The following is an 18,991-nucleotide window of genomic DNA, read 5'->3' as shown; positions in this document are numbered from 1 at the left end:
TCCGCAAGGGTGAACATTAAACGGAGTAACTTTATGCTCGTTCCTGAAACAACAGAAAAGCCCGCAAACAGCAGGAATATTTGGAAGATGCTGTTATGTTGAATTAAAGCACAAAATCCGGAACGGTTTTGTGACTAATTAAACATAATTGCTCTTCCGGATTTCCTGCGCAAAAGCTGCACTCCATCAGAAAAACCGGAAGAACACGGCGCAAGCAGCATCACGTCAGCATGGCGGCGGAAGCTTGCGCCGCCTCCTATCCAAACAGACAAACCCGCTCAATCATAAAACACGGGAACCTCGCACCGCATGGCTGCACTCCTGACTAACAGCCCGTTCCTATAGTCAGACGAAAAGAGGTAGCGGATTCTCGCTTTAGTCCCGGCGTTAGTGCCGGGCGGAGCGAAACCGCACCGGGCATCGCAGCTATCACCCGTGCCGCAAGGGCTTACATTCCGCTAAGGATATCATCCGAAAGGGTCCCCATCGCATAGGGTGCTGCTTCCTTTGCTGTATTCGGCAAGTGAGGGAGCGGCAACCGGAGCCGTATATAAGACGGGAGTAACTTCTGCTATCGTCCGCAAGGGTGTCCACCGCATAGGCTGTCGCCTGTGGTCCGGCTGTGCCGGGGTGTGGGCGGGAGCCGGAGCTGAATGCATCAGGCGGTAGTAACTTCTGTAATCACCCACTTGGCAAGCCTCGACTATTATACACCGGAGTAACTTTAAAGAAACTTTCCCCAAGAATCTCCCATAGAAACACTGCCGTAGGGCGGCTTTCTTTGCGCCAGTCCGACGGCTACGGGAAAGCAAGGAAAGCGGCACGGTGCACAGAAACACTGAACGTCCGAGAAACGCTGCCGGTGAAGGAATGTTCCGATTAAACACTGACGGAGTGCTGCTGTGGGGAGCGGGGCTGTGTGGGCGGCGGTATTCCCGCTGCACGCATTGCCACGAACCACACGGCGGCACGGTGAGCAATCAGACGAAAAGTTTCAAGCATGACTTTTTTCCAGTTTGCTAGCACATACCTGGCAGGATCCCGGCTTCATCAACCTGTTATCCCCTGCCAACTGCTAGCAGAATCCGGCAGCCGGCTTCTTCCAGGACGAAACATTTGCTAGCACTATTCCCGAGCTGCAGCAGCTGATCCGGAAAAATCTGATAGCAAATCTTTCCTACTGCAGCCGATGTGAGTTATACAGCCATCGGTTCCTCTTTGATAATCGAGATTTCCAGTGCGTTTTCAATCTTGGTCAAAGTTTCGAGTGAAAGGTTCTCCCGTCCTCTCAACACCTTTGAGATGTATTGCGGGCTGCAATTCATTTTTTCAGCCAATTGCTTTTGGCTCATTCCTAATTCTTCCATCCTGTCCAGCATCAGCATGGCAATATTTTGCGAATGTCGGAGCCAAGACTTGTTTGTTTCAAGGAAGTCAAACAGCTCACGCCATTTCGAAGGCGTTGGAGAAGCATGTTCTTCAAGCCTTTGTGCGATAGATTTCATACGATTTTCCATATCATTCCTCCCAAATTATAATTCACTAATATACTCTATAAACCCTTCGTCGTCAATGATTCCTTCTTCAAGCAGGTAGCGTCGAACCCTGTCTATTTTCACAAGTTCCTGCCTGGTGTGCTCTCTTTCCTGCATCGTAGCCGTCAGCTTGATGGCGCCTCCGGTGATGATGTAGTTGCCTTGAATCAATTTGATAGCGTATAGCCGGAGCCATGACGAGTGACCGTATTTACGTTTTAACCGGGCCTTTTCTTTTTGCAGCATCATATCCGAAGCCTGGTTGTTGTCCAGCGGGCGGAATATCTTGCTTAAATCGGTTTCCGGGGAGATGTCCATTATGATGTATCGAAGGCGTTCACTATCTTCAATAGTATCGCTGATAGCTTCTTTTATATCTGTTATTTTAAAGTAGGCGTTCAAGTCATCTATATTCTCCTTGAAGAAAGTGCGTAGCCAAACCACGTCGGCCCAGTTGTTGAACACCTTATAAAATTCGTTATCATCCTCGCCTTCAAAGTGTACAGCCCATAATTTTCTGTCTCCAGTAATGTCGTCAAATGTCATATCTCCTTGTTTTATAGTAAGACAAAGATACGCAAAAGTAACGAGATAATAAACTTATAGGTTGATTATTTAGCAAGAAAAATGTTTTATTTAGTTGGTTTAGTGGTTGTATGGTAGATGGTGGTGTCTGTGTCCCAGTCATTAATTTCATCATTCGTGTTTATTTGCAGACTGTCAATGAGAGTTTTTTGATGAGTTATTTCCGGTTGTTCGCAGCCTCCTATCAGTTGTATAATGAATATTATTCCTGCTATAACGATTCCTGCTATAGTGTTATTGATAACATTTCTTTTTAAGCCTTTAATATAAGAATTCTGATACCTTTTATTTTGCATAATTTATATTTTTTACGCTGTGAAGTTAATAAATTAAATGCGATATTTATCATTATTTGTCACTTTAATTAGGTTTATCCGATTAAAAACGATACCTTTGTATTACAAATAAGAGTTCATTGATTTAGATAAAAAAAGGAGTTCGTGACTTAGTCGGTGGCTAATTCGGTGGCATTGACTAAAATGAAGGCTCTGTAAATAACTGATAATAAGTGCGAAATAGCCAAAATGTTTTACGGCTATCAGCCGCACTAAAAATAAACTAGAAGCCTTCAAGATACTATCTTGGAGGCTTTTTAATTGGTTAGACATGAATAAACATCAACTTTGCTGCATCGGTCACATCACATTAGACAAAGTAGTCACTCCCCAAAACACTGTCTATATGCCGGGAGGAACGGCTTTTTATTGTTCACATGCCATCCGCCATTTTAACGACATCAATTACGCTTTAGTAACAGCAGTTGGTGCCACTGAAATGAACGTCGTGGAGCAACTACGTGAAATGGGTATTCATGTAACCGCCCTGCCAAGCAAATATTCCGTATACTTCGAGAATATCTATGGCGCCAATCCGGACGACCGTACTCAACGTGTATTAGCGAAAGCCGATCCGTTCACTGCCGGTCAGCTGAAAGATATAGATGCGCAAATCTACCATCTCGGCTCTCTGCTGGCAGACGACTTCTCGTTGGAAGTAATCAAAGAACTATCTCAAAAAGGGTTGATTGCAGTAGACTCACAAGGCTATTTACGTGAAGTGCGTGACACTCACGTCTATCCGGTGGATTGGACAGATAAGCGGGAGGCTCTGCAATATATCCATTTCCTGAAAGTCAACGAGCACGAGATGGAAGTGCTGACAGGTCTTTCTGATCCGCATGAAGCTGCCCGCCAATTACATGAATGGGGCGTGAAAGAAGTGCTTGTCACCTTGGGAAGCATGGGATCACTTATTTTCGACGGAAAAGACTTCTATCGTATTCCGGCATATAAACCCAAAGAAGTGGTAGATGCAACAGGGTGTGGAGACACTTACACCATCGGGTATCTATACCAACGGGTATCGGGTGCCGGCATCGAAGAAGCAGGACGTTTTGCAGCCGCCATGTCAACTCTAAAAATAGAGAAATCAGGTCCTTTCAATGGCAGCAAAGAAGATGTCATTCAATGTATGACCACTGCGGAACAGATGTTTTAAAACAGGAAATCATAAAACGAACAACGTATACATAGGATATACCTCCCCCGACGGAGAATCCTCATCCTATTATTCAGGCACGAACAACACCGGTTCGTGCCTGACTTTTTTCAACAGTCACCTCTCTTTTAGTGTTAAAATCAACCATTCCCTCTTTTTTCCAAAATCTTTTTTGAATTTCGTTTGTTTCCTTTGTTACTCTTGCCAAAAGACGGCAGAAAAAAGACTTCAACCTAAATAATAACAAATGGAAAAATTTAATGCAATGAGGACTAGACTTTTACAACATCTTCAGAAAAAAGCCATCAGGTCAAAGAGCATCATGACGCTTGTTTGCCTGCTACTGGCCTCTGCATCAGCCTTTGCACAGACAAAGACGGTGACAGGAACAGTGACGGACGCTGCCAATGAACCATTGATCGGCGCATCGGTACTCGTACAAGGAACTTCCACCGGAACCATCACGGACATGGACGGTAAATATTCAATCTCTGTCACTCCGGAGGACGTACTGGCATTTTCATACGTGGGGATGACTTCGCAAACCATTAAAGTGGGGACACAGAACGTCATCAATGTCACTTTAAAAGAAGATTCACAAGTACTAGCCGAAACAGTCGTTATCGGATACGGTAGTGCAAAGAAAAGAGACTTGACAGGTTCTATCACCAATATCAAAGGAGAAGAGTTAGCCAACAAACCGGCAATGAATCCGCTGTCTTCCCTGCAGGGAAAGGTAGCAGGTGTGCAGATTGTCAACTCCGGCCGGGCCGGATCTGATCCGGAAATACGTATTCGCGGAACAAACTCCATCAACGGATATAAACCGCTGTACATTGTCGACGGATTATTCAATGACAACATCAATTTCCTGAATCCGGAGGACATCGAATCTATGGAAATCCTGAAAGACCCGTCATCTCTGGCTATCTTCGGTGTTCGCGGTGCGAATGGTGTCATCATCATTACCACAAAGAAAGCCAAAGAGGGGCAGACGCTGGTCAATATCAATACTTCTTTCGGTTTCAAGAAAGTGGTGGATAAAGTGAAACTGGTGAATGGTTCACAATTCAAGGAACTATATAACGAACAGCTCGCCAATCAAGGAGACGATCCTTTCGATTATACCGGCTGGGATGCCAATACAGACTGGCAAGACGAAATTTTCCAGACTGCTTTCATTACAAACAATAACATCAGTATTACAGGGGCTTCGCCCAAACACAGTTTCTATCTGGGCGTAGGCTACTCTTACGAACAAGGCAACATCGAGCATGAGAAATTCAGCAAGGTAACCATCAACGCAAGTAATGATTATAAGATTACGGACTTTTTAAAAGTCGGTTTCCAATTCAACGGAGCACGTATGCTTCCTGCCGATTCCAAACAGGTGTTGAATGCCCTGCGTGCAACTCCTATCGCTCCGGTGTATAACAACGAATACGGATTATATACGGCTCTGCCCGAATTCCAGAAAGCGCAGATTAGCAACCCGATGGTAGACGTCGAATTGAAAGCGAATACTACCAAAGCGGAGAACTACCGGGCATCCGGTAATATTTATGGTGAAGTAGACTTCCTGAAACATTTCACGTTCAAAGCAATGTTCTCCATGGATTATGCGTCGAACAACGGACGGACGTATACACCGATCGTAAAAGTATACGATGCCGCTGTCAACGGAGGGATCTCTACTTTGGGAACAGGCAAGACCGAGGTCAGCCAGTTTAAAGAGAATGAAACAAAAGTTCAGAGCGACTATTTATTGACATACACCAACAGCTTTGATAATGGAAATCATAACCTGACAGCTACCGCCGGTTTTACTACCTATTATAATTCGTTGAGCCGATTGGACGGAGCACGCAAGCAGGGGGTCGGACTGGTTATTCCGGATAATCCGGACAAATGGTTTGTTAGCATCGGCGATGCGGCTACCGCTACCAATGGAAGTACTCAATGGGAACGCAGTACATTATCCGTACTTGCACGTGTGATCTACAACTATAAAGGTAAATATCTGTTCAACGGATCTTTCCGCCGGGATGGTTCTTCCGCTTTCTCCTACACAGGCAATGAATGGCAGAACTTCTTCTCACTGGGTGGAGGTTGGTTGATGTCCGAAGAAGAATTTATGAAAGACATCAAATGGCTGGATATGTTGAAAATCAAAGCATCTTACGGTACGTTAGGAAACCAGAACCTGGATAAAGCCTATCCTGCCGAACCCTTATTGACCAATGCTTATTCGGCTGTATTCGGTAAACCGTCCATCATTTATCCCGGATACCAGCTTGCCTATCTTCCTAATCCTAACCTGCGTTGGGAAAAAGTAGAAGCCTGGGAAGCCGGATTTGAAACGAACCTGCTTCGCAACCGCTTGCATTTTGAGGGTGTTTACTATAAGAAGAATACCAAAGATTTGTTAGCCGAAGTTCCCGGAATTTCCGGAACTATCCCCGGTATCGGAAACTTGGGAGAGATCCAGAATAAAGGAGTGGAAATGGCTGTAACCTGGCGCGATCAGATTGGTGACTGGGGATATTCCGTCAGTGCCAACCTGACTACTATCAAGAATGAGGTAAAAAGTCTTGTTCAGGAAGGATATTCCATCATTGCCGGAGATAAGCAGCAAAGTTACACAATGGCAGGTTATCCTATCGGATATTTCTATGGTTATAAAGTGGCAGGCGTTTATCAGTCACAAGCAGATATTGACGCATCACCCAAAAATACACTGGCTACCGTTACCCCCGGTGACCTGAAATTCGCCGATGTGAACGGTGACAGAGAAATCACCCCGGAAGACCGTACCATGATAGGCAACCCGACTCCAAAGGTCACTTACGGTTTTTCTCTCGGAGTAGACTACAAGAATTGGTCGTTAGGCATCGACATGATGGGACAAGGTGGAAACAAGATTTTCCGTACATGGGATAACTACAATTTTGCCCAGTTCAACTACCTGGAACAACGCTTGGACCGCTGGCACGGAGAAGGTACGTCCAACACCCAACCGTTGCTGAACACCAAACATTCCATCAACAACCTCAACTCCGACTATTACATTGAGGACGGCAAATTCTTCCGTATCCGCAACGTACAGTTAGCGTATACGTTCGACAAGAGCTTAATTGCCAAAATACGTCTGCAAGCTCTGAAAGTCTATGTCAACATACAGAACTTGAAGACATGGAAACATAACACCGGATATACTCCCGAACTTGGAGGAACTGCCACCGCATTCGGAGTAGATAACGGCAGTTATCCTGTACCTGCAGTCTATACCTTCGGTATCAACCTAACATTCTAGTGACAAGGTGCCACTGCCAGTTTTCCATGCGGAACACAACTTTAATCTTTAAAACTATCATTATATGAAACTGAATAAATATATATTTGCAACCCTTATTACTTCAACTACATTATTTCTAGGCAGCTGTAGTGACTTTCTGGATCGTAGTCCACAAGGACAGTTTACGGAAGATGATAATCCGAACGCTCTGGTCAACGGGAAGATTTATAATGTCTATACGATGATGCGTAACTATAATGTGACAGCCGGCCCTCCTGCTTTTGCCATCCACTGTTTCCGTTCGGAAGATTCGGAAAAAGGAAGTATTGCCAGCGATGGCTCTGATGTAGCCGAAATGTATGATGATTTTGTGTATACACCGACCAACGGCCTACTGGGTGCTTATTGGGGACAGAATTATGCCATCATCTACCAATGTAATGAGATTCTTGATGCCATTGCAGAAAAAGAAACAGCCGGACAAACAGAAACTGAAGACATCATCAATAAGGGAGAAGCCTCTTTCTTCCGCGCTTATTGCTACTTCAATCTGGTAAGAGCTTTCGGCGAAGTTCCTTTGGTGACTTACAAAATCAACGACGCTTCGGAAGCCAATATCCCGAAGACAACCGCTGATAAAATCTATGAGCAGATTGACAAAGACCTGAAAACAGCAGAAGAGTCATTGCCGGAAACATGGAGCAGCGAATACACCGGACGACTGACTTGGGGAGCTGCCCGTTCCTTACACGCGCGTACTTATATGATGCGCAACGACTGGAACAATATGTACACAGCCTCCACCGATGTCATCAAAAAGGGGCTCTACAACTTAAAGACTCCGTATAATGAGATTTTCACGGATGATGGTGAAAATAACGGAGGTTCTATATTCGAGTTGCAATGTACAGCTACTGCCGCTCTTCCTCAAAGTACCGTTATCGGTAGCCAGTTCTGTGAAGTACAAGGTGTACGCGGAGCAGGTCAATGGGACTTGGGATGGGGATGGCACATGGCAACAGAGTATATGGCGCAAGCATACGAACAGGGTGATCCACGCAAAAACTCTACCCTACTCTACTTCCGCCACTCGGACAGCGATCCTATCACACCGGAAAACACCAACGAACCATACGGCGAGTCTCCGGTTTCCCCGGCAATGGGTGCTTATTTCAATAAGAAAGCCTATACCGACCCGGCATTGCGTAAAGAATATACCAACAAAGGATTCTGGGTAAACATTCGTCTGATCCGCTACGCAGATGTACTGCTGATGGGAGCCGAATCAGCTAATGAAAAAGGTATTCCGGGTGAAGCAATCGACTATTTGGAACAAGTACGCGCACGCGCCAGAGGCACCAATAGCAATATATTGCCTAAAGTGACGACTACCGATCAGGGAGAATTGCGTGAGGCCATCCGCCACGAACGCCGTGTGGAATTAGGGTTGGAATTCGACCGTTTCTATGACCTCGTTCGTTGGGGCATTGCAAAAGAAGTGTTGCGCGCAGCCGGTAAAACCAATTATCAGGACAAAAACGCACTGCTTCCACTGCCACAGACAGAGATCGACAAGTCTAAGGGAGTGTTAGTACAGAACCCCGACTACCAATAAGAAAGTTCCTCGGTGCCGAACGGTTGTTTCCTCGGTGCCGAAACTACTGTTCCTCGGTGTCGAACAATGTCCTCCTCGGTGCCGAACATTCAACGCATCAGGAGGACTTTATATGAATAGAGATAAAAGTAACTATAATAATATGATATACAAAAAGTTAAGTCTATCCGTCCTGTTGTTTGCCGCAGGTTTTCTAACCGCGTCGGCACAAAAGTCGCCACAGGATATGGATCGTTTCATCGACGTATTGATGAATAAAATGACGCTGGAAGAAAAAATAGGACAGTTAAATCTTCCTGTCACCGGAGAGATCACTACGGGACAGGCTAAAAGCAGCGACATCGCCGCAAAAATCAAGAAAGGCGAAGTGGGAGGATTGTTCAATCTGAAAGGAGTAGAGAAAATACGTGAAGTACAGAAACAGGCTGTGGAAGATTCCCGGCTGGGTATTCCGTTATTGTTCGGGATGGACGTTATTCACGGATACGAAACGATGTTCCCTATCCCGCTCGGTTTGTCTTGCACCTGGGACATGACAGCCATTGAAGAGTCTGCCCGCATTGCAGCCGTAGAGGCAAGTGCCGATGGAATCTCATGGACTTTCAGCCCGATGGTGGATATTTCACGTGACCCTCGTTGGGGACGCGTATCCGAAGGTAGTGGCGAAGACCCGTTTCTCGGTGCCATGATTGCCGAAGCGATGGTGCGCGGCTATCAGGGGAAGAACATGGAACGGAATGACGAAATCATGGCCTGCGTAAAACACTTTGCGTTATATGGGGCAGGCGAAGCCGGCCGCGACTATAACACCGTGGATATGAGCCGCCAACGAATGTTCAATGATTATATGCTACCGTATGAAGCAGCCGTTGAAGCGGGTGTAGGCAGCGTGATGGCTTCTTTTAATGAAGTAGACGGTATTCCGGCCACTGCCAATAAATGGCTGATGACGGATATTCTCCGCGGACAATGGGGATTCAACGGTTTTGTAGTGACTGATTATACCGGCATTTCAGAAATGATCGACCACGGTATCGGCGATCTTCAGACAGTATCCGCCCGTGCCATCAACGCCGGAGTGGATATGGATATGGTAAGCGAGGGTTTTGTAGGGACACTGAAGAAATCCGTTCAGGAAGGAAAAGTCTCTATGGAAACATTGAATACGGCTTGCCGTCGTATTCTGGAAGCCAAATATAAACTGGGATTGTTTGATAATCCCTATAAATATTGCGATCCGAAACGTCCGGCACGCGACATCTTTACCAAAGCCCATCGTGATGCAGCCCGCAGAATTGCAGCAGAAAGTTTCGTTCTTCTGAAGAATGACAGTCCCGACGGTAATCCGAACGGAAATCCGTTGTTGCCTTTCAACCCAAAAGGAAATATTGCAGTAATCGGTCCGTTGGCAAACAGCCGTAGCAATATGCCGGGTACATGGAGCGTAGCAGCTGTGCTCGACCGTTGCCCTTCTTTGGTAGAAGGATTGAAAGAGATGACAGCCGGAAAAGCGAATATCATGTACGCTAAAGGAAGCAACCTGATTAGTGATGCAAGTTACGAAGAACGGGCAACGATGTTCGGCCGTTCCCTGAACCGTGACAATCGCACCGACCAGCAGTTGCTGGACGAAGCATTGAACGTAGCCCGTCGGTCGGATATCATCATCGCAGCGCTAGGCGAATCTTCTGAAATGAGCGGTGAAAGCAGCAGCCGTACGGACTTGAATATTCCCGACGTACAACAGAATCTGTTGAAAGAACTTTTAAAGACAGGCAAACCGGTGGTACTGGTGTTATTTACCGGACGTCCGCTTACGCTGAACTGGGAACAGGAGCATGTGCCTGCCATTCTGAATGTATGGTTCGGAGGTAGTGAAGCCGCTTACGCCATTGGTGACGCCCTCTTCGGTTACGTCAATCCGGGTGGAAAACTGACCATGACTTTCCCGAAGAATGTCGGCCAGATACCTCTTTATTATGCGCACAAAAATACCGGACGCCCATTGAAAGATGGCAAATGGTTCGAGAAATTCCGCAGCAACTATCTTGATGTGGATAATGATCCGCTTTATCCGTTCGGTTACGGCCTTTCTTATACGACGTTCTCTTACAGCGACATCGACTTGAGTCATTCTTCCATGGACATGAACGGTTCGTTGACCGCGGCAGTGGAGGTTACCAATACCGGAACATGGCCCGGCTCGGAAGTGGTACAGCTTTATATCCGCGACGTTGTGGGTAGCAGTACCCGTCCCGTCAAAGAGCTGAAAGGTTTCCAAAAGATATTCCTGGAACCGGGAGAAATGAAGATTGTCCGTTTCAAGATTGCTCCGGAAATGCTTCGATACTATAATTATGACTTGCAACTGGTTGCCGAACCGGGCGACTTTGAAGTGATGATCGGTACGAACAGCCGTGATGTGAAAACCGCGAAGTTCACGTTAAACTAAACTTTTATCACCTTGATTATGAACGATAAATATAAAAGAATAATAGAAATGAGTGCACTTCCGCTCATGTTACTATTTCTATCCGCCGTTGCCCTGACTTTCCAGAGCTGTAAAGGGAAAAGCAAAAGCAACAACCTTTCCGCAGCCACCGACTCGTTATCGGACGACGCCCTGATGGATACCGTCCAGCGACGGACTTTCCTCTATTTCTGGGAAGGTGCCGAGCCGAATAGCGGCTTGGCTCCCGAACGTTATCATGTGGACGGCGTTTATCCTGAAAACGATGCCAACGTAGTCACTTCTGGTGGCAGCGGCTTCGGCATCATGGCTATCCTTGCAGGAATCGACCGCGGTTACGTCACCCGCGAAGAGGGACTGGCGCGAATGGAACGCATTGTTTCTTTCCTCGAAAAGGCAGACCGTTTCCACGGAGCTTACCCTCATTGGTGGTATGGTGATACGGGCAAAGTGAAACCATTCGGCCAGAAAGATAATGGGGGCGATCTGGTAGAGACCGCTTTCCTCATCCAAGGGCTGCTGGCCGTACACCAATATTACGTCAACGGAAACGAGAAAGAGAAAGCCCTCGCCCAACGGATCGACCAGATTTGGCGGGATGTCGACTGGAACTGGTATCGGCAAGGCGGGCAAAACGTTCTTTACTGGCATTGGAGTCCGACGTATGGCTGGGAAATGAATTTCCCTGTACACGGCTACAACGAATGTATGATTATGTATATTCTTGCCGCCGCTTCTCCTACACACGGAGTACCTGCGGCTGTCTATCATGACGGTTGGGCACAGAACGGAGCCATCGTTTCTCCGCATAAAGTGGAAGGAATCGAGTTGCACCTCCGCTATCAGGGCACCGAAGCCGGACCGCTTTTCTGGGCTCAATATTCTTTCCTCGGACTTGATCCGGTGGGACTGAAAGATGAATACTGCCCCAGCTACTTCCACGAAATGCGCAACCTGACACTGGTGAACCGTGCTTACTGCATCCGCAACCCTAAACATTACAAAGGTTTCGGACCGGATTGTTGGGGACTGACCGCCAGCTATTCCGTCGATGGATATGCAGCTCATTCGCCCAATGAGCAGGAGGACAAAGGAGTAATCTCCCCTACCGCCGCGCTTTCATCCATTGTCTATACACCGGAATATTCCATGCAAGTGATGCGCCATCTATATGGTATGGGAGATAAAGTGTTCGGTCCTTTCGGATTCTACGATGCTTTCAGCGAAACGGACAATTGGTATCCGCAACGTTATCTGGCTATCGACCAGGGTCCTATTGCTGTCATGATCGAAAACTACCGGAGCGGATTATTGTGGAAACTCTTCATGAGCCATCCCGACGTACAGGCCGGATTAACCAAACTTGGTTTTAACACCAACAAGCAAGACGTGAGACAGAAATAAGAGGGAATCTCGGTGTGCGGAAGTGGTCTACTGACCACCTCCACCACCGGTGTTTCCACCTCCTCCGCCGCCACCTTTCACATCGTCATTGTCGATGCTTCGTGCGGCTTTCTTCACACTGGCTTTCAACTCACCAAGCCGATAGCTAATACTGAAACCGTAATACCGGCTCGGATATTTGCTCGAACTCTTCGAAATAAAGTTAGCTCCTTCTGTGTGGTTATTGTAAGTTCTGTATTTCTCCAGAACATTGCTGCAATAAATATTCAAAGAAAGACGTTCTTCTTTCAGGAAAGAACGGCTCAATCCCAAACTATAATAACTATATCCTGAACCTTTTCCCTGCAAACTGATTCGGGGTGTGCTACCTCCGCCGTTCAGGCTCAAACGTACTTTTCCCGGTAAGGTCTGCTGAATTCCTCCATAAGCAGAAGCATTCCATCCATAATTGTGCAACTCTTGGGCAGGACTCCGCAAATCGCTATAATTGCCACGTCCATTGACGTAAATTCTCGTTTTAGGAGAAGCGTTCCAGTTCAAATAAAAGTTCAATCCTGTTTCCCGGCTCTTTCCGATATTACCGTATGTGCTATACAGTGCACCGTAGGGAGCTTTATGCCCACCTTCAAAGATTTCTCCGTCTTTATCAGTAATCAAACGGCTGATTCTTTCAATTCCATTGTTATTGAAAGAATGACGCAAAGAAAGATTGATGTTGAACTTGGACGTAAAACTGCTGTAAGACAAGTCGAACGAATGACTCTTCTCACTCTTCAGGTTCGGATTTCCCTGATTGATAAACATCGGATTCTGATTATCGAAATAAGGATTCAAATTCCAGATACCCGGACGCCAGATACGCATATTATATCCACCACGCAAATTCTGCGTCTTTCCTAGTTTTATTCCCAAGGAAACGGAAGGAACCAGATCACTAAAATTCGAATCAAAGTTCTCGCCCGGACCCACCAGATACTTCACCTCTTGTATGGTTTGCTCATAACGTAATCCCGGTTTGAAAGTAAATCCCTTGTATTTCAGCGTATATCCGGCATAAGCAGAGAGAATATGATTCAAATGACGGTACTCGCTACTACGATTCTCATTATATGCATAGTTTTCACTTGCTCCCTCGGCTTCATAAAACCGATTATCACTGGAGTTACGTCGGAAAATATATTTGGCACCGGTTTCAATTGTATGCAGCTTCCCAATCGGAGTAGTATAGTCCACCTGGAAAGTCTGCTCCATCGTATTTGTCTTTCCGTCCGAATGGAAATTCTTTAATGACAATTCTTTGATGATATCCAGTTTATTCTCATCAGGCTCGATGTCCAGATAAGTATTATATGAATCATTCGTTTGGGGTTGGGAATTGATTTTATAAGAAAGCGTAATCATCCGTTCTTTATTTTTTCGGGAAGTACGTTGATAGTCTATATTTCCGTTGATAGAATACCATGACCCTTTTCCATGATTGTCGGTTCTATAACGGTACGCAAAATCCTGTCGGTCAGCTCCGTGCATAATCGTATTTCCGCCACTGTTACTTTTGTCACTGCTACCGTACATTCCGAAAGCCACGGTCAGCAACCTCAACGTATCAATCTCGTAACTGGCTTCCAAATTGCCATACTGGAAATTCCCTTTCGACTTGGAGCTACTTTCCGATTCCAGATATTTTTCATTCTCTTTATCCGGTTCGTAGTTTTCGCGGTAACTGTCGGAGTAGCTGCGCGGGCTATTATTATAATTGTAGTTATAGTTGGCAGAAACAGTCAGTTTACCTTGTTTCACCATTGCGTAAGTGCCGGCACCTACTCCGTTATTATTAGCATTTCCTCTGAAAGTAGCCGTGTAGCCTTCAAATCCGGAACCTACTGTGACGATATTCAGAATACCTCCGATACCTTCCGCATCATATTTAGCTCCCGGTGAAGTTATCACCTCAATATATTTGATTGTGTTTGCCGGCATACTTTTCAGTACTTCCTTCGGATTATTGCTCATCATATTATTGGGCTTTCCATTCACATGTATCTTGAAACTGCTACTGCCGTTCACCTGTACATTGTCTTCTCCATCCACCGTTACCAAAGGCACTTTCCGAAGCATCTCCAATATACTGTTCGATTTTGAGTCCGGATCATCTTCAATATTATATTCAATCTTATCCACATCTACCTTTACCAAAGGTTTTTGTGCAACTACCTCCACTCCTTTCAATACGTTATTGGCTTCCGAAGAAATCATTGTGCCCAAATCAACCTCCTTCACGGACGGTTTTAGAGTAAATTCCTTTACTATCGGCGCTTTACCAATCGAAGAAATGGTGATGATGTAATTGCCCGCAGCGACATTCAGTTTCTCCTGAAATTTACCATTCGCCCCAGTCACCGCCATCTTGACTGCTTTATCCGGAGCATTTTTGGGAGTAATCTTAATCGTTGCATACGGTTCTCCCTCTTGTGTTAGAGAATCAAGAAGTACTCCTTTGACAGTATAAGAAGGAGCTGTGGATTTTTGTGCCCATCCCGCCACGGAGGTAGCGAACACGAATAGAATTAGTAGTAACAGTCTGTGTTTCATGACTAGAAATATTTAGTTTATGTTTATTAGACGCAGGACATTCAAAAATGCTGCAAAGTTGAAGGTCAAAAGTAGTTGGTTTATCCACACTTACGAATTTTTCGGAGTTAAGAATATAAAACGAATGGATAAAAAATCTTACTACAGTATATTTCTAGTATTTTTAAACATTTTTGTTCAGGGATATCTTTAAATATATCTATTCAGGGGCATCTTTAAATGTTTCTATTCAAGAGTACTTTTAGACATTTCTGTTCAACGGTATCAGTTATTCCATATTTAAAATGAGATAGGATGGTATTTACCGTCGCATCAACCGTATCAGTCGCCTTAAGTGAGCGCAGATTCTTCCAATCCAGCAGGTACTAAAGTTCTCTTCATATTCCGTGAACACTTTCTCGCAATCCCGGAGTCGGCTGTTTTGCCTTTTCATAGCTGTTTGTATCTCTTTCATTCGGACAATTTGTTCCCTTTGACACAAGAGTTCCTTGTCCTGACAGCCAATAATTTTAACATATAAGTTACAGATATTTGCTTTTTCAATACATAGTTCTTCCAATGTGTCGATATACTCGGCTGTAATTCGATCCTTATTCTGATGAAGAAATCCGATAAGGCTTTCTTCATCGACAGTGGTGATGCCTTTCTCATAGGACATCGGGAATCTTTTCATCTCTGCCCAAAGCCAAATAACTTCTTTGTTGATTCCATACTTGGCCGCCGCTTCTTCTACGCTAATCCATTTTGGCATAATGCTTTTGTTTTAATGTGTTCCACAATAAAGATTGATATTATTCTGTTTATGTGGCACAACGGGCATACACGTTTTCTGTATTTCAGGCAGGCAGGTAATTGGTTAGGTTAAATTTTCTGGGGTAATCATAACCGGCCGGACATAAGAAAGACGTGAATGCTGTTGCACCATTATCCGGAATCAAGGTCTAGCGAAACCCTCCCAAAAGATAATAATGACAACAGACACCCACGTCAATCGTTTATATATAACACATCTTTTACGGATATGTTGATATAAGCCGTTAACGTGGAATATCTGCCGCATCATCTCTCCTTGGTTTAAATCGCTAGATTCTGATTCCGAGAGATAACACTTACATATTCCTATTTTAGTAATATATACCGCCTCCCGCTAGTTTCATCACGCTGATGAGCAGAAAGCGTATGACAAAGATATACATATTTTTTTAGATGCAGTGGAAATATGGAAATAAATGCAGGAAATTATGTATATTCAGCAAGCCGGCTCAGTTGTAATTCTTGGGGGATTTGGTTCAGGACAGCCATATCCCTAAAAATTGATTCATTTCCGTGCCGGTTTTGAGCTAGAACTCGTTCGTTTCCGCAAGCTAATGAGATAATTTATTTAGTTCAACGGTTGATTGGGTGAGTCACTTACTCAACTGATGTTGGTTTTGAATCAATTGCCACTAATGATTTCATTAGTTACTTTTAGGTAATTGCTTGCCTATTAATATGTATTTCATAGCCTAATGAGTTTTCGTTTGACTTAAGTCGAACGAACGCTTAACTTAAGTTGAACTATCGCTTGACTTAACTCAAACGAAAACTCATTAGGCAATCAAAAAAATAATATAGGCAAGAAGAAAAAATAAAAGTAGCATAGTGGCGAGGTATAATTAACGATAGCATAGTTTATTCATTTCTGAAACAGAAAGGAACAAAATCGCATCTCTGCGATGAAGTCAAAGAGTGCTAATTACTTCAGAGCATTTCGGCCTTTAAATATCCAGAAAAAAGTTTGCGATGTTTTTACTCTAACACCCTCACCCATTAGCTCAAACCGTTTATCCATCATGGTTACAGGTGTGAGGGTAAGAGTGAGGGTAACTTTTTACCCTCACCCTACCTCTTCCTGTCTCGTCCTGATTTTAGTTGACTGATTAAACCTGAAGTTTAAAGGATATAGGTATACACTTTGTTTCCTATAGCAAGACAGAGTGTTTCAAGTAGCGAAACACTTTGTTTCTCGGTGTGAAACACTTTGTCCCAAGCAATGAAACAAAGCGGGACTGGCCTCAACTGGAAATTCTCCAGTAAGTAATTACTAGACAGGGTGAGGGTAACTTTTTACCCTCACCCTTACCCTCACACCTGTAACCATGATGGATAAACTGTTTGAGCTAATAGGTGAGGGTGTTAGAGTAAAAACATCGCAAAACTTTTTTTAGAGGAATATTTGCAGTGATATTCGGCAAGCCGCATGAAACATATTTAGAATAGGTAGAATATGATGATTTGGATCAAATCCTCTATCACCACTCTGTAAATACGATGAATAAAGAGTTTCAGAACGATGGTGATAGGTTGAAAGAGGAATTGATGAAATCAATAGGGAGAGAAAGAATTATACTTCTTCTACAATTTTCCAATCACCGATACTTCTTGTCGTACTATCGAAGTTAACTCCTATTTTTACAACTTTCCGATGATCAGGCTGATAAGGAATAATATATCCCTTACTATTTATTTGCTCCAGTGCTTCCTCCGGAGTTCCATCTACCTTAAATTCAAAGACATAAATGGCATCTTGCATCTTTACTACCACGTCTGCCCGTCCGATTGCACTTTTCACCTCTGTATCTACATACTGCCCCATCAAACGGAACAACAAATAGAAAATTGTCTGATAATGTTTTTCCTGCTTATTTTCCAAATCATTGGGAATTGAAGCAAAGAAAGACCTTATTCTCTCCAGACATTCGGTCAGTTTTCCGGCACGCAAATCCTTGATAAAAGAGACTACATAAAAGGTATTCTCACGGGCAGGTAAATGCACATACGCGGGCATAAGAGATTCTATGAATCCTTTCCGCACTTCTTTGTTAGGATAAGCCAATGTGTAGAGTTGGAACTCCGGATCATATCCCTTGATGGTAAGATAGCCGCTTTGATAAAGTACAGGAAGAGGATCGGTAATAACACTCGTTGGCGCATCAAACTGTTCTGCAGTAGCCGTTGCACCATCCAATTCGCGAATATCAAAATTACTCTGCTGCAATATATTAATTAAAAAAGTAGGTGTCCCGGTAGAAAACCAGAAATTGGCATATTTCTTCTGTGCAAAAGCATTGAACAAACTGAATGGATTGTAAATGTCTTCGCAGTTCTCACTAAAATGATATCCGTCATACTGCTGCTTCAAATGCGTACAAGCCTCCTCGTAGGTTTCATTATTAGCCTGTGCCATCATTTCAATATCAGTTTTCAATTGTGTACGCAATTCCCGTTCGGTTATGCCACAGATAGCACTATAATCATCTCTCATGCTGATATTCTGCAAATTATTCAGTTCACTGAAAATACTCATTTGACTGAATTTGCTAATACCTGTCAGGAAAAGGAAACGAAGATATTCTCCTTGCGCTTTCAAGGGACTAAAGAATTTCCGCATTTCTTCTCGAAGTTCATTTTGCAGTTCCGGCAAATGGTTACTGTCTAATAAAGGAGCATCGTATTCGTCAATAAGTACTACTACCGGTTTGCCCGTCTGTTCATAAGCACGACGAATCACTCCCCGGAAACGTTCCGCCGGCGTACCTTCTACTTCTTCCTTTCCATAGAGTTTTTCCCAATCGTATAGATTCAGATTCAACTGTCCCAAAAGGTCGGAAAGTGCTGTGTACTTTGTCATACTGAAATCAAGGTGCAACACCGGATAAACATTCCACTCTTTCTCCAAACGCTCCATTGCCAAACCTTGAAACAAGTCCTTCTTCCCCCGAAAATAAGCATCAAGAGTGGACACCAGCAAACTTTTTCCAAAACGACGGGGACGACTCAAAAAATAAACCTTATTGGTATTAGCCAAACGATAAATCAACTCCGTCTTATCTACATAAACGTTGTTATTATTGCGTAAGTCTTCAAAATTCTGTATCCCTATCGGGTATATTCTGAAAGTAGTATCCATAATGCCTATCCTTATAAAATTGAAATGTAGACAAATATAGGCATTAAAATAT

Annotated in this window: 12 protein-coding genes; 5 read left to right on the top strand and 7 right to left on the bottom strand. The window is 44.2% G+C overall.

The annotated features are described in order from the left end of the window. Positions 1-467: 467 nt before the first annotated feature. The 4 genes from BXY_RS13730 to BXY_RS13715 form a co-directional block, all read right to left on the bottom strand. Positions 468-689: a hypothetical protein gene (locus BXY_RS13730; RefSeq protein ID WP_165450649.1), complete on the bottom strand. Its 222-nt coding sequence runs from the start codon at positions 687-689 to the stop codon at positions 468-470. Between the two features lie 507 nt (positions 690-1,196). Further along, positions 1,197-1,517, bottom strand: coding sequence for a helix-turn-helix domain-containing protein (locus tag BXY_RS13725; protein ID WP_008770400.1), 321 nt, complete (start codon positions 1,515-1,517; stop codon positions 1,197-1,199). Between the two features lie 15 nt (positions 1,518-1,532). Then, complete coding sequence (locus tag BXY_RS13720; RefSeq protein ID WP_015532213.1) at positions 1,533-2,081, bottom strand: hypothetical protein; 549 nt, start codon at positions 2,079-2,081, stop codon at positions 1,533-1,535. A gap of 86 nt (positions 2,082-2,167) precedes the next feature. Further along, entirely contained in the window at positions 2,168-2,416 is a 249-nt protein-coding gene (locus BXY_RS13715) for a hypothetical protein (RefSeq protein WP_008770401.1), read from the bottom strand. A 310-nt stretch (positions 2,417-2,726) separates the two neighbouring features. Here BXY_RS13715 and BXY_RS13710 point away from each other — a divergent pair, with 310 nt between their 5' ends. The 5 genes from BXY_RS13710 to BXY_RS13690 all read left to right on the top strand — a co-directional run bounded on the left by BXY_RS13710 (position 2,727) and on the right by BXY_RS13690 (position 12,401). Continuing rightward, positions 2,727-3,617, top strand: coding sequence for a carbohydrate kinase family protein (locus tag BXY_RS13710; RefSeq protein WP_151926840.1), 891 nt, complete (start codon positions 2,727-2,729; stop codon positions 3,615-3,617). Positions 3,618-3,864: 247 nt separating this feature from the next. Then, a complete protein-coding gene (locus BXY_RS13705; RefSeq protein ID WP_151926841.1) occupies positions 3,865-6,930 on the top strand; it encodes a SusC/RagA family TonB-linked outer membrane protein in 3,066 nt (1,021 codons plus the stop codon). Positions 6,931-6,994: 64 nt separating this feature from the next. Continuing rightward, positions 6,995-8,527, top strand: a complete 1,533-nt coding sequence (locus BXY_RS13700) for a RagB/SusD family nutrient uptake outer membrane protein (RefSeq protein WP_015532210.1) — start codon at positions 6,995-6,997, stop codon at positions 8,525-8,527. A gap of 142 nt (positions 8,528-8,669) precedes the next feature. Then, positions 8,670-10,979 carry a beta-glucosidase BglX gene (bglX, locus tag BXY_RS13695; RefSeq protein WP_004324488.1) on the top strand — a complete coding sequence of 770 codons (2,310 nt, stop codon included), beginning with the start codon at positions 8,670-8,672 and terminating at the stop codon, positions 10,977-10,979. Between the two features lie 48 nt (positions 10,980-11,027). After that, entirely contained in the window at positions 11,028-12,401 is a 1,374-nt protein-coding gene (locus BXY_RS13690; RefSeq protein WP_008024291.1) for a glucoamylase family protein, read from the top strand. Between the two features lie 27 nt (positions 12,402-12,428). Here BXY_RS13690 and BXY_RS13685 read toward each other — a convergent pair whose 3' ends face one another. The 3 genes from BXY_RS13685 to BXY_RS13675 form a co-directional block, all read right to left on the bottom strand. Further along, positions 12,429-14,990 (bottom strand): outer membrane beta-barrel family protein, encoded by a 2,562-nt coding sequence (locus tag BXY_RS13685; RefSeq protein WP_208946817.1) that lies wholly within the window; start codon positions 14,988-14,990, stop codon positions 12,429-12,431. A 301-nt stretch (positions 14,991-15,291) separates the two neighbouring features. Beyond that, the gene (locus BXY_RS13680; protein WP_004309583.1) at positions 15,292-15,741 is read right to left on the bottom strand and encodes a hypothetical protein; all 450 of its coding nucleotides are present in this window, start codon (positions 15,739-15,741) and stop codon (positions 15,292-15,294) included. Between the two features lie 1,632 nt (positions 15,742-17,373). After that, positions 17,374-18,939: an ATP-binding protein gene (locus BXY_RS13675; protein ID WP_008642853.1), complete on the bottom strand. Its 1,566-nt coding sequence runs from the start codon at positions 18,937-18,939 to the stop codon at positions 17,374-17,376. Between the last annotated feature and the right edge of the window lie 52 nt (positions 18,940-18,991).

Origin of the sequence: Bacteroides xylanisolvens XB1A, from assembly GCF_000210075.1 — a bacterium.
GTDB lineage: Bacteria > Bacteroidota > Bacteroidia > Bacteroidales > Bacteroidaceae > Bacteroides > Bacteroides xylanisolvens.
The sequence above is the reverse complement of the archived record's forward strand: the minus strand, read 5'-3'. Positions and strand labels throughout refer to the sequence as shown.